The 13,436-nt window shown below is 38.1% G+C and carries 11 protein-coding genes; 8 read left to right on the forward strand and 3 right to left on the reverse strand.

Annotation, left to right across the window (positions count from 1 at the left end; all coding sequences use genetic code 11):
* Nucleotides 1–224: 224 nt before the first annotated feature.
* The 6 genes from D8787_RS05115 (at nucleotide 225) to D8787_RS11440 (ending at nucleotide 7,345) form a co-directional block, all read left to right on the forward strand.
* Nucleotides 225–1,991, forward strand: a complete 1,767-nt coding sequence (locus D8787_RS05115) for a site-specific DNA-methyltransferase (RefSeq protein WP_125421426.1) — start codon at nucleotides 225–227, stop codon at nucleotides 1,989–1,991.
* A gap of 3 nt (nucleotides 1,992–1,994) precedes the next feature.
* Entirely contained in the window at nucleotides 1,995–2,618 is a 624-nt protein-coding gene (locus D8787_RS05120) for an SLATT domain-containing protein (protein WP_125421429.1), read from the forward strand.
* Nucleotides 2,602–5,679 (forward strand): type III restriction-modification system endonuclease, encoded by a 3,078-nt coding sequence (locus tag D8787_RS05125; protein ID WP_125421432.1) that lies wholly within the window; start codon nucleotides 2,602–2,604, stop codon nucleotides 5,677–5,679. Before D8787_RS05120 ends, D8787_RS05125 begins: the two co-directional genes overlap by 17 nt.
* A 13-nt stretch (nucleotides 5,680–5,692) precedes the next feature.
* Complete coding sequence (locus D8787_RS05130) at nucleotides 5,693–6,145, forward strand: CFI-box-CTERM domain-containing protein (RefSeq protein WP_125421435.1); 453 nt, start codon at nucleotides 5,693–5,695, stop codon at nucleotides 6,143–6,145.
* A gap of 290 nt (nucleotides 6,146–6,435) precedes the next feature.
* Nucleotides 6,436–6,744, forward strand: coding sequence for a hypothetical protein (locus tag D8787_RS05135; protein WP_125421438.1), 309 nt, complete (start codon nucleotides 6,436–6,438; stop codon nucleotides 6,742–6,744).
* Nucleotides 6,745–6,808: 64 nt separating this feature from the next.
* Nucleotides 6,809–7,345, forward strand: coding sequence for a hypothetical protein (locus D8787_RS11440; RefSeq protein ID WP_185776756.1), 537 nt, complete (start codon nucleotides 6,809–6,811; stop codon nucleotides 7,343–7,345).
* A 91-nt stretch (nucleotides 7,346–7,436) separates the two neighbouring features.
* Here the strand turns inward: D8787_RS11440 and D8787_RS05150 are convergent, their stop codons facing one another.
* The gene (locus D8787_RS05150; RefSeq protein WP_031237775.1) at nucleotides 7,437–8,720 is read right to left on the reverse strand and encodes a uracil-xanthine permease family protein; all 1,284 of its coding nucleotides are present in this window, start codon (nucleotides 8,718–8,720) and stop codon (nucleotides 7,437–7,439) included.
* Between the two features lie 252 nt (nucleotides 8,721–8,972).
* A complete protein-coding gene (gene rsmG / locus D8787_RS05155) occupies nucleotides 8,973–9,686 on the reverse strand; it encodes a 16S rRNA (guanine(527)-N(7))-methyltransferase RsmG (protein ID WP_125421441.1) in 714 nt (237 codons plus the stop codon).
* 93 nt (nucleotides 9,687–9,779) lie between these two features.
* Here rsmG and D8787_RS05160 point away from each other — a divergent pair, with 93 nt between their 5' ends.
* A complete protein-coding gene (locus tag D8787_RS05160; protein WP_000219846.1) occupies nucleotides 9,780–10,340 on the forward strand; it encodes a LemA family protein in 561 nt (186 codons plus the stop codon).
* Between the two features lies 1 nt (nucleotide 10,341).
* On the forward strand, nucleotides 10,342–11,241 hold the full coding sequence (htpX, locus tag D8787_RS05165) for a zinc metalloprotease HtpX (protein ID WP_125421444.1): 900 nt from the start codon (nucleotides 10,342–10,344) through the stop codon (nucleotides 11,239–11,241).
* Between the two features lie 207 nt (nucleotides 11,242–11,448).
* Here the strand turns inward: htpX and D8787_RS05170 are convergent, their stop codons facing one another.
* Nucleotides 11,449–13,008, reverse strand: coding sequence for an ATP-binding cassette domain-containing protein (locus D8787_RS05170; protein ID WP_125421447.1), 1,560 nt, complete (start codon nucleotides 13,006–13,008; stop codon nucleotides 11,449–11,451).
* Between the last annotated feature and the right edge of the window lie 428 nt (nucleotides 13,009–13,436).

Consider the following 13,436-nt stretch of genomic DNA (forward strand, 5'->3'; position numbering starts at 1 on the left):
AAGAAAGGATACTACCATGAGCACAGCACAGCACAGCACAGCACACAGGTGAAAACTCTGGACTTGAGAAATTAACTCTCACTTCAAAAGATGTTTTTACAGATAATATTTCAAAAATTGGTCAACTTTTTCCTGAAGTTCTGACGGAAAAGAGGGATGAATACGGCAGATTACGTCCTGCGATTGACTTTGAGAAGCTTAAACAGTTTTTATCAGAGGAAATTGTGGATGGTCGAGAATCCTATGAGTTTACTTGGGTTGGAAAGCGTGAAGCTATCGCAGAAGCTGGGCGACCAACTACCAAAACCCTAAGACCAGATCTTGATGAAAGTGTTGACTTTGAAAATAGTGAAAATGTCTTTATTACTGGAGATAATTTAGAAGTCTTAAAAATCTTACAAGAATCCTATCTAGGAAAAATCGATATGATTTATATCGATCCACCCTATAATACAGGAAAAGACTTTGTATATTCTGATAAGTTCCAAAAAACAGATGAAGAGTTGAAAGAAGATATGGAACTTTTGGATGAAGAAGGACGCCAGGTAGTCGGGCTTACAAAAAATGAAAAAACTTCGGCTCGTTACCACTCAGACTGGCTCAATATGATGTATCCACGCCTCCGTCTAGCACGTAATCTCCTCAAAGATTCAGGTGTTATCTTTATCTCTATCGATGATAATGAACAAGCCAATTTGAAGGCTGTTTGTGATGAGATATTTGGGGAGGAGAATTTTGTAGCAACTTTTGTTAGAAGAACTATAAATTCAGGAAAACAAGACTCAACTACCGCTTCGGTTTATCATGAATACTTATTAACGTATTCCAAAAACTTTGATAATTTGAGGCTCAATAGAAGAGAAAAAAGTGAGAAGGAACGATTAAAATTATATCCTTTAGAAGACGAGTTTATAAATTCTAGAGGTAGACACTATATCTCACAATTAGACAAGGGGAGCCTTCAATACTCAGATAGTCTGAATTATCCTATAACTGCACCAGATGGGACTGAAATTTGGCCAGGTGAAGGTTTTCATGATAAAAGTAAAATATTCAGATGGTCTAAAGAAAAAGTTAAATGGGGATTAGAAAATGATTATTTAGTTTTTAAAAAACAAGGTGAACGATGGAAAGTATATGCTAAATCTTATGAATATCGTGATAATAATGATAATCCTGTAGTTCCTTCAAATCCTTATACAACGTTGGACTATATTACTAAAGAATTTTCAAATTTTAATGCAACTCCTGAACTTAATAAAGTATTTGAAAATAAGAAGTTTTTTGATTTTCCTAAACCAGTACTATTTGTAAAAGACTTGCTTAAATATGCTAGTGAGCAAGATTCTGTAATCCTCGACTTCTTCGGTGGTTCTGGTACTACGGCGGATGCAGTCATGCAACTGAATGCTGAAGATGGTGGAAATCGTAAGTTTATCCTGTGTACTTTGGATGAGGAAGTAGCCGATAAGTCTGCTGCTAAAGAAGCTGGTTACGAAACTATCGATCAGATTTCACGTGAGCGGATTCGTCGTGCTGCTGCCAAAATTCAAGAGGAGCATCCAGAGTTGGTTGGCAAACAGGACTTTGGTTTTAAAGCTTACAAACTAGATTCTTCTAATTTTAAAGATGTTTCAGCTCAACCAGATCAATTTGTTCAAGCGGATCTTTTTGATAGTGTGTCTAATATCAAGGAAGGACGTTCTGGACTTGATTTGCTCTTCCAAGTTATGCTGACATGGGGCATGGAATTGTCCTTAGCAATCGATTTGAAGAAAGTAGCAGGAGCTGAAGTCTTTGATGTGGATCAGGGTTCTCTTATGGCCTGCTTTGAAGATGAAATTTCTGAAGAAGTTATCCGTCACATCGCTCAAGCACAACCACTTCGTGCCGTCTTCCGTGATAGCTCCTTTGCTAATTCAGCAGATAAGATTAACGTAAGTGAAATCTTCAAAGAATTGTCACCTCATACAAAAGTGAAGGTAGTGTAGGCTATGAGTTTTAATAAAAATGTCAAAAATAGCAAAAATAGCAATTTTGAGAAGCTTGATGAAATGATTCAAGATGAAATTAGAAAACTAAAAATAGTTAGACGAGCTCGTATTTTGGCTAGTGAACGACTTGGGGGATATGCTAGTAAGTGGGACATGTATTTACTTTTGATGGCTATTTTATCTAGTGCCTTATTAGTTATTTCATTGATAGTTCCAAATGAAGGCTTGATAAAAAAAGTAGTTTCAGGATGTTTTTCCATGTATACAGTTATCATTCAATATTATGTGTCCACATTAAACTATAGAGAACGTGCTTTGAAATTCCATTATCACCATATAGAAATTAATAAACTTAAAGAATCACTTCAATGGTTATCTCTACAAGGTTATAATTTTAAAAAGAAGAATGCTAAATTTAAAGTTATAGTAGAAAAATATAATCTTATTCTTCAGCAACAAGAAAATCATAGTGAGTACGATTATCATAGAGCAAAGTGTAAAGAAATTAGACAGTTAGATTTTAGTATGGATAATATTTTTGTAAATATCCAACCGATTGTTATTATCTTATTTATTCTTAGTTACTTGTTCTTGGGAGGTATTTGCAATGAGATTACAATTTAAAAAACAACAATTTCAGTTGGATGCGGTTAGTGCCGTTGCAGATTTATTTCAAGGGCAAGCCAAACATACTGGAGTTCAGTATATGGCGGATCCAGGTCGTCTCAAGTCAGATGAGGTAGATTTGGTTTTAGATGCTTATCGAAATGCACCGATTCAATTGAGTCAAGCAAGTATACGAGAAAATGTTCATACTATGCAAACTCGTTATGGTTTACGTCCTTCTGATAAACTTTCTATTGATATGATAGCTGGACGAGAAGCTTACAATTTTTCAATAGAGATGGAGACAGGAACAGGGAAGACCTACACTTATATCCGTACAATTATGGAGTTGAATAAACGGTATGGCTGGCTTAAATTTGTCATTGTCGTTCCAAGTGTAGCCATTCGTGAAGGAGTTCTCAAGTCTCTACAGATCATGTCAGGTCACTTTCAGATGGAGTATGGGAAGCAACCACGTTATTTTGTATACGATTCCTCACGCTTAGGTGATTTGGATAGTTTTGCCAATTCGTCAGACCTTCAAATCATGGTCATTAACTCTCAAGCCTTTAATGCAAAAGGCAAAGATGCCCGACGGATTCATTCTGAACAGGAAAGTTTCCGTTGGCGCCGTCCAATTGATGTACTGGCGGCTATGAATCCGATTATGATTATTGATGAACCTCAGTCTGTTGAAGGGAAACAAACTAAGGAAAGACTAAAAGATTTCAAGCCATTGTTTACACTACGTTATTCGGCTACCCACAAAGAAAAGCATGATATGGTTTATAGATTGGATGCCATGGATGCTTACAATCAAAAATTAGTGAAGAAGATTGCAGTTAAGGCTATTGAGCAAACTGGGACGACCGGGACACAAGGATATCTTTATCTACAAGAAATCATTCCACAAAAAACAGGAGCACCCAAAGCAAAAATTGAGTTTGAAGTAAAAACGCAGTCAGGTGTCAAAAGGAAATTGAAGGTGGTGGAAGAACCCTTTGATTTGTACGCTGAATCAGGGAATTTATCTGCTTATAAAGGAATGACCCTTAGTCACTTTGATGCAAGAGAGAACAAACTTCAAGTTGGTGTGACGCAAGAACTTCATGTCGGTGAAGTGATAGGGGAAGTGGATGAGTCGAGCATCAGAAGAATTCAAATCCGAGAGACTATAAAAAGTCATATCGAAAAGGAAAGTAAACTGTACAATCGAAGAATTAAAGTATTATCCTTATTTTTCATCGATGAAGTGGCCAAGTATAAACAATATGATGAACATAATGATGCCTACAATGGTGAATATACTCAGATTTTTGAAGAAGAATACCGAAATCAAGTAAACCAGTTTATCCAAACACAGGAACCAACTCCTTATCGTAGGTATTTGGAGGCTAATCTTGAGGGAAATTCAGTTCATGCTGGTTACTTTTCGGTAGATAAAGTGAAGAAGTCAGATAAGACCATTTTTGTGGACTATAAATCTGCCAGTGAAAAGAAAAGTAATCTTTCAAATGATATCGATGCCTATGACTTGATTATGAAGGACAAGGAGCGTTTGTTGAGCTTTGAAGAGCCAGTTCGTTTCCTATTTTCTCACTCAGCTCTAAAAGAGGGATGGGATAATCCTAATGTCTTTCAAATCTGTACGCTGAAGCAATCTTCAGCAGAGACTCGAAAACGTCAAGAAATCGGTCGTGGTATGCGTTTAGCAGTTGACCAAAATGGAATTCGTCAGGATTTTGAACTCTTAGGAAATGATGTTCATGAAATCAATAAACTGACAGTAATTGCAAATGAAAGTTATGATCAATTTGCTCGGAGTCTACAAGAAGAAATCAAAGAACTCTTAGCAGATCGTCCTGCAAAAGTGGATGTTAGTCTTTTTGCGAATAAAGTTCTAACCAATCAAGAAGGACAAACAATACGTATTACCAAGGAACAAGCAGATTCGATTCATTTTGACTTAATTCGACAAGGCTATATAGATCGTGAAGGACAATTAACTACAGAATATTTTACTGCAAAAGAAAATCATCAGTTACAGCTATCTGAAACACTAGCAGGTTATGAGGATAAGCTGGTAGAGATATTGGAGAGCGTTTATCATGCTGGACAGTATGAAATTGAAAATGCCAATCATTCAGTCATTCAATTCTCAAATGAGGTCAATCAAGAAAATATTGCCCGAAAAGAATTTTTAAATCTCTGGAAGCAAATCAATCGAAAGACCAGTTACCAAGTAGAATTTGATGATGCGGAGTTGGTAAAACATTCGGTTGACTATATCAATGAGAAATTAGTCGTTAGCAAACCAAGCTTTCATATAACTCAAGCAAGCGCTACTGAGATGAGTAAGGAAGAAGGACTCCATCTGACAGTGGCTGAGAATGATCGCCAACAAGAATATCTAACGGATTCGCAGATTATGACCCAATATGATTTACTAGGGGAAATTGCTGATCAGACTGGTTTAACTCGTAAGCTGGTTGCGGAAATATTAAGTAAAATCTATGTCTACCAATTTGACAAGTTTAAACAGAATCCAGAAGAGTTTATTCTTAAGGTTTCAAAGCTTATTAATGAACAAAAAGCAAGTCAAATTATCAAGCATATCCAGTATAATGTGTTAAATGAAGAGTATGACATGGACTTGTTTTATGACAATCCTGAAACTGCTAACAGATCAGATAATCACCTACTTGAATCCAAAAAAGGGATTTACAATTTTGTAAAAGTTGATTCAAATACGGAGAAGACCTTTAAAGAATCTTTGGAACAATATGAGGATGTTCGTGTTTATGTGAAGCTACCAGGTAAGTTCAGTATTGCTACTCCGCTTGGGAACTATAATCCTGACTGGGCAATCGCCTTCCGTGAAGGTAGTGTCAAGCATATCTATTTTGTTGCAGAAACGAAAGGCTCTATGTCTAGTCTTCAATTAAAACAAGCTGAGCAAGCAAAAATTGCCTGTGCGCGTGCTCACTTTAAAGCTTTAGCTCAAGCTGGATTGATTAATGATCAGCACATCTATGATGTGGTTTCAAGTTATGAGGAATTATTAAATATTGTAAGATAGAGAGGAAAAAGAAATGGAATTTGTTGTATATCGTAAGGGAAGAGAAGTAGCTGTTTTTCAACGTAGGAGTGATGCAGAGAGATATGTGCGCTCTAAAACTGGATTTTTCGGTGAGCCAGATGCTTACTATCAGATTGAACAAAGAGGTTGTTACCTGACAGAAGCAGCGGTAACTTACAAGGGATTAGCAGATGACTGTGATGAATTGATGACTTTGCGAAAATTCAGGGATTCTTATCTAGCTTTTCAAGATGGTGGTCAGGAGGAAATTGAATCCTACTATAAGATGGCTCCTCAGATTGTTGCCAAATTAGAGGAACATCCAAATCGTGAGGAAATACTAGAGTCTATCTGGGTAGAACTTGTCTTACCTTGTATTGCCTTGATTAAAGCAGGAGAGGATCAAGCTTGCCATCAATTATATAAAACATATACACTGGAACTGTCACAAAAAGTGGTCCAATAAAACGAGTAGAGTATAGGAAAAGAGTTCGGGTTCTCGCTAACTTGTATAGTGAAGAGTCCCCCTATTCTATTTAGATCCCCAATACCAAAACAAGCGTCTCAAGCTAATCGCAAACTCAACTTATATTGAAGATTTTGAGTGGTATGATGATGAGACAAAAGAAGCCAATTTCTCTAGATGGCTTGATGAAATGGTGGGGCTGCAAGGGGTTATTTTTACCCCTTGGGATTTAAGGAACTAAGAAAACTATATAAATAGTATCAACTAACACAAAAAGGAATAATAAAGAAATGAAAGAACTAAATTTTTTGAAATATGCAACTATTGTATTTATGCTTTTTATCTTCTTTTGGATGAGTTTTGGGGGTTACATTTTAGGAACTCAAGGGAACAACGAAATAGAAACAGAGCAACAGATGAATAAAAAGATAGAAGAGATGGACTTAAAAGCAGAAATGAAAGACGCTGAGATTTTGGGCAAGTTCTACAATGAAAAAGGATACTTTATAGTAGTATACAACGGAATCACAAAAGCCCCAGAAGTCTTTCAAGTTGATTATAATGAGTGGGAGCTGATGAATATAGGGGAACTATACTAAAACGCTGTAGGGGGCTTGTGAGAGCCTTCTAGGGGGATGTTAGAAAGAGAGATAAAAAGATAACATGAAAAGAGATAATGGCGATTATAATTTGTTTAAATTTGTAGGGATTGGAGCAATATTGTTTTGTCTATTTATGATTATAGGGTCAAGGTTTGTCACTGTTGGTCTAGAAGAACCTAAACCAGTACAAAAAGAACCATCAGAATACTTAAAGCAAGAGATACAGTTGGAAGATGCTAAAATACTTGGAAAGTTTTGGAATGATAAAGGGCTTTTTATTGTGGTGTATAGAGATACTACAAAAGCCCCTGAAATCGTTGAGGTTGATGCTTCTGAGTGGGAGCTTATGGAAGTAGGTGTAAACTTTGTGACTGTTGGTGTAGGTAGCAAGGAAGAGACTAAAACAGTACAAAGGGAAAGCCTTGGATTTCAAGAAAGCAAGTTAAGGGCAAAATTAGAAGATGCTACTATTTTAGGCAAGTTTTGGAATAGTAAAGGTCACTTTATTGTAGTGTACAATGGTACTACAAAATCCCCGGAAATCATTGAGGTTTATTTTTCTGAGTGGCAATATAGGAGAGTAGGGGAAACATATTAAACAGCGTTAGAGGGGATTCACTCACTTCTAAGTATCAAAAAATGAGCACTTCCGTAATTGGAAATGCTCGTTTTTTGATATGTTTAGACTCTTAGTCTTTATTTTCGTATGGCAAGATTAAGTTCAAGATGATTCCTGTCATGGCTGATAGGGCAGTACCTGAAAGTGTAACTGGACCAAGTTTAAGGATAGCTCCTCCAAGTCCAAGGACCAACATAGCACTTGCGATGATTAGGTTACGCATTTGAGCGAAATCAACACGTTCTTTAATCAAGACTTTCAAACCGTTGCTGGCGATAACCCCATAGAGAAGGATTGACATACCACCAAGTACAGCATTTGGAATAGTTGAAATCAAGGCTGTGAATTTACCAAGGAAGCTAAGAGCAATCGCGATAAAGGCAGCGTTACGGATAACTGAGACAGAAGCGATACGAGTCATACCGATAACCCCTGTATTTTCTCCATAAGTTGTATTGGCTGGTCCACCAAGGAAGGCAGAAACAGAAGTTGCGATACCGTCACCAAGAAGAGTACGGTGAAGACCTGGTTCTTTCAAGAATTGACGGCCACAGATTTGACCCAAAACAGTATGGTCTCCGATATGTTCAGAAATTGTTACGATAGCGATTGGCAAGATAGCGATGGTTTCTGGACCAAAGTAAAGATTGTACTCTTTAAAGGCACCACCTGTGCTAAATGGCAAGTAGAAACCAGGAATTTCAAACCAGTTGGCTTTAAGAACTGGTGTAAAGTCAACCAAGCCAAGGGTTAGTGCGAAGAGGTAACCACCGATAATGGCAAAGAGGAATGGAATGATTCGTAGGAAGCCTTTTCCTTTTGTGTTGATAAAGGCAGCAATCAAGAAAGTAACAACTGCTACAAGAGCATTTTTCCAATTTCCATCAGCTACAAGACCAGCATTGGTAACAGCTGAACCTGCAAGTCCAAGACCGATAACGATGATCATAGGTCCGATGATGATTGGTGGCAAGAGTTTATCAATCCATTTTGTACCCGCAAAACGAACACTTGCAGCAACAAGGACATATACCAAACCAGTCAAGATAACCCCTGTTTGAGCAGCAGATACATCACCACCCATTTCTTTCATAGCAAGTGACATTGCTGTGATAAAGGCAAATGAAGAACCTAGATAAACTGGAACTTTAAAACCAGTTGAAATCATGTAGATGAGTGTTCCAACACCTGAAGCAAAAAGGGCAACAGATACAGGCATTCCCAAAATCAATGGTACCAAGATAGTCGCCCCAAACATGGCGAAAACGTGTTGGAAACTAAGGAGAATTCCTTTTCCAGCCGAAGGACGTTGGTCAACGTCTAGTAACAAATCAACAGTTGATTCTTGTTTCATATAAACCTCACTTTTGGGCATCAAAAAAGAGCCCATTATTTTACAGCAATAGGCCCTCAGAGTAAGACTTCTCTAAAATCTAGACTTTAAAGAGTTTCAAGTATTTCTGCGTCTTCGTCACCTCACGGGATGACATTAAAAACCTTTGCTTGTGATAGTATAGCAGAAAAAAATGATTTTGTAAATCATTTTTTCCCGAGCATGGAAATAAAGGAGCGAGGTTGATTTTGTAAACTTTTTTTACTAAAAAATTTAAAGCGGGCGTTTGTTGGGCATGCCAGCCTTTCTTGGATATTTATTTGGTGTTTCTTTTTTCTTTTCCACCACTGTGATATAACGCGGATTTCCATTTGGTAGGGCGTAGCTGAGATTGTCTTCGACTTTACTGAAGAGGAGGTTGAGGGCATTCTTAGCTTCTAGCAACTCCTCAGGCGCATTGCTGGCCTTGAGTGCCAATAGTTTGCCACCAACTTTAAGGTAAGGAATGGTCAATTCAGATAGGACCTGCATGCGGGCAACTGCACGAGCTGTTACAAAATCATATTGAGCACGGAAGTTCTTGTCTTGGGCAAAATCTTCTGCACGTCCATGGTAGAAATGAACATCGTCTAAATCCAGTTCTTGAGCCAACAATTGGAGAAAGTTAATGCGTTTGTTGAGTGAATCAATGATGGTCACATCAAGCTGAGGATAGAGGATTTTCATTGGTAGACTAGGAAATCCTGCCCCAGCTCCAATATCAAGAAGTTTGATAGTTTCATTGGGAATCAAGTCTTGCAGAATAGGTGCAATCGAATCGTAAAAATGTTTGAGATAAACTTCTTCCTTGTCTGTAATGGCCGTCAAATTAATTTTTTCATTCCACTCGACCAAGAGTTCAAAATAACGTTCAAATTGTTTTTTTTGCTGGTCCGAAAGTAGAAGTTTCTGCTCGGCAAGCAAGTTGTAAAATGTTTCTGGTTTCATAGTTATTTCCTTCTTTAGTATCATCTTATTTTACCACAATCATTAAAAATTTGATATACTGGTACTAATCTAAAAGTAGAAAGGACTTATATCATGACTTGGATTATTCTTGGAGTTTTGGCTCTTGTTGTTATTTTTGTGATTGTTAGCTATAACGGTTTGGTTAAAAATCGTATGCAAACCAAGGAGGCTTGGAGCCAGATTGATGTTCAGTTGAAACGTCGAAACGACCTCTTGCCAAACTTGATTGAAACTGTAAAAGGTTATGCTAAGTATGAAGGTTCTACCCTTGAAAAAGTGGCAGAACTTCGTAACCAAGTGGCGGCAGCGACTTCACCAGCAGAAGCTATGAAAGCTAGTGATGCCCTCACTCGTCAGGTTTCAGGTATTTTTGCAGTTGCAGAAAGCTATCCAGATTTGAAAGCTAGTGCAAACTTTGTTAAATTGCAAGAGGAGTTGACAAACACAGAAAATAAAATTTCTTACTCTCGTCAACTCTATAATAGTGTTGTCAGCAACTACAATGTAAAATTAGAAACCTTCCCAAGCAATATTATCGCTGGAATGTTTGGATTTAAAGCAGCAGATTTCCTTCAAACACCAGAAGAGGAAAAGGCAGTTCCTAAAGTTGATTTTAGCGGTTTAGGTGACTAAAATGTTGTTTGATCAAATTGCAAGCAATAAACGAAAAACGTGGATTTTGTTGCTGGTATTTTTCCTACTCTTGGCTCTTGTTGGTTATGCGGTTGGTTACCTCTTTATGCGATCTGGGCTTGGTGGTTTGGTTATCGCTCTGATTATCGGCTTTATCTACGCCTTGTCCATGATTTTTCAATCGACAGAGATTGTCATGTCCATGAATGGCGCGCGTGAGGTTGATGAACAAACGGCACCAGACCTCTACCATGTAGTGGAAGATATGGCTATGGTCGCTCAGATTCCTATGCCCCGTGTTTTCATCATTGATGATCCAGCCTTAAATGCCTTTGCGACAGGTTCTAACCCTCAAAATGCGGCGGTTGCTGCGACGTCAGGTCTCCTTGCTATCATGAATCGTGAAGAACTAGAAGCTGTTATGGGACATGAAGTCAGTCATATTCGTAATTACGATATCCGTATTTCGACTATTGCTGTCGCCCTCGCTAGTGCTATCACCATGCTTTCTAGTATGGCAGGTCGTATGATGTGGTGGGGTGACGCAGGTCGCAGACGAAGTGACGATGACCGAGAAGGAAATGGCTTAGAAATTATTATGCTAGTGGTTTCCCTACTAGCTATCGTGCTGGCCCCTCTTGCTGCAACCTTGGTGCAACTAGCTATTTCTCGTCAGAGGGAATTCCTAGCTGATGCTTCCAGTGTCGAGTTGACGCGCAATCCTCAAGGGATGATTAATGCCCTACGTAAGCTGGACAATAGCGAGCCGATGCATCACCATGTCGATGATGCTAGTAGCGCACTTTATATCAATGATCCCAAGAAAGGTGGAGGGTTCCAAAAACTCTTTTATACCCACCCACCTATTTCAGAACGGATTGAACGTTTGAAACATATGTAAAATGTAGGCTGGGAAAAAGTCTTTAAAATCTTAAAAACGCATAATATCAGGTGAAATGAACTGCACCCCAAAAGTTAGACAGAAAAAATCTAACTTTTGGGGGTCAGTACAGAAAAAACTTGATATTATGCGTTTTATTATGGGGAGATTTGCTTCCTTTTCTCCTGAAATTGTGTTTTTGCCCCACCTATCTGCTATGTTGCAAATTTATAAATCTTGAAAATTAACTATCTCCAGACCATGTTCTGTTAAGCGATAGATGATTGAACAGACCTCTTTTAAGAAACGACGGTCATGCGAAACAGTGATGAGACCGCCTGGATACGTAGCAAAGAGTTTTCTGATTTGGGGTTGAGAAGTGGGAGAAAAGTTTCGTGTGGGTTCATCTAGCAGGAGAAAGTTTGGTTTGCGCAAGACTAAATCCAAAAGCAGGAGTTTACCTTGTTGTCCGCCAGATAAGGAGCGAATTTGATGCTGCATTTCTGGATAACTGAAATTGAGACTGGCTAAGTGAGATTGGATTTTCTGTAGTTCCTCTTTTTCTCCAGTTTTGCTGAGATAGGCTATTGGTGATAAATCCAATTGTAGTTTTTGGTGGTAATCTTGTGGCATAAAACCAAGAGCAATCTCTCTTTTGGTACTTAATAGTTGCTGTAACTTGGCTAACAGAGTTGATTTTCCAACACCATTCGGCCCGATAATACCGATTTTTTCTTGGCCACGGACAGTTAGTTGCAGTTCCTGAGACAAAACACGGTCGTCAATGGACAAACTTTCTTTTTCCAGCTGGATTAAGATTTTAGAAGTCGGTAATGGTTGAATGTCTGAGAAGAAAAGTCTGATTTCTTCCTCTTCAAGTGGCTTTTGGGTCATGGACTGAGCTACCTTTTCGTAGCGTTTTTCTTGAGAGAGTACAGTTTTCATCTTTTTAGCCAATAGGCGACCGGCAGTACTGTCTTTGGTAGCTCGAAGAGCGGTTTCTACATTTTGCTTGACTCGGCGATGCTTTTCCATGGTTTTGTCATAGGCTCTCTGGTCGTTAGCAGCTTGCTGGCTTTGTCTGACAAAATTAACCTTTCTCTGCTCACTGTATCGATCATAGTCTAAATGCTCGACTAGCGTTTCAGCTTCTTTACGGTGCTTGACCAGTCGCAAGTGGACAATAGTGTCTGCCGTTTCAGAAAGAAAATCTTCATCATGGGAAATGAAAATAACAGTTTGCCGAATCTTTCGAATCTGACTTTTTAGCCAATCAACCGTCTCTAGGTCTAGATCATTTGAAGGTTCATCTAAAAATAGAACCTCAAAAGGTTTGGCTAACTCATGGATGAGCTGAATTTTCAAAGCTTCGCCACCTGATAGACTGCCAATCTCTTGGTCGCTAGCGAAACCATCGCTATCAAACTGCAATTCCTCAGCCAAACGATAGAGGATACTGTAGTCTAAATCAATAGAATCTAAAAAGAAGTAGTCCTGTAGACTTTTCTTTTTCAACTCTTCGGGGAGTTTTTGAGGAATGTAAGCCAGTGACTGATAGTCAGACTGGATGTCTCCCTTGATAGTGAAATCAGATAAATATTCCCCCATTAAAGTTTTAAGTAAGGTTGATTTGCCATTTCCTTCTTCACCAATAATAGCTACCTTTTCCCCGTCTTGGATGGTCATGCTTAAGTCGGATACAAGATCCCGTAAATCTTTGTTTTGAGTGATAGTTAGATGATTGATGTTTATCATATGATTGCCCTTTCTAGAATGTCGATTGTGCATAACAAAAAACTCTACTTTACCTAGTAGAGTCAAAGTCTATGTCAAAAAAACTCTATTAAAATGCCAGAAAAAGAGCATAAAAGAGCACACAAAAAGAGACAAAAACAAGATCTACTAAATAAAGTTTCTTTATTTGATAGACTTAGTTGTTCATGTCTCCCTTACCTCCGAGTATTAGTACCTTTATCCTATACCTTTAAGGAAATTTTGTCAACAGAAAACTGGAAATTCTATGCTCTAAAATCCGTGCGGTAGGCATTAGTAATGAGTTCTTTGTCTTCCATATGAGCATCCTCCTTGCTCTGATCTATTCTTGCCTATAGTATAGCACTAAAAAACAAAAATATTATAGTAAATATGTTAAAAAATCGAATGTTAATTACAAAGTTTGATGTGCTGATTTGTAGCCTTTTCATGGTATAATCAAG

Origin of the sequence: Streptococcus mitis (assembly GCF_003944325.1) — a bacterium.
GTDB lineage: Bacteria > Bacillota > Bacilli > Lactobacillales > Streptococcaceae > Streptococcus > Streptococcus mitis_CW.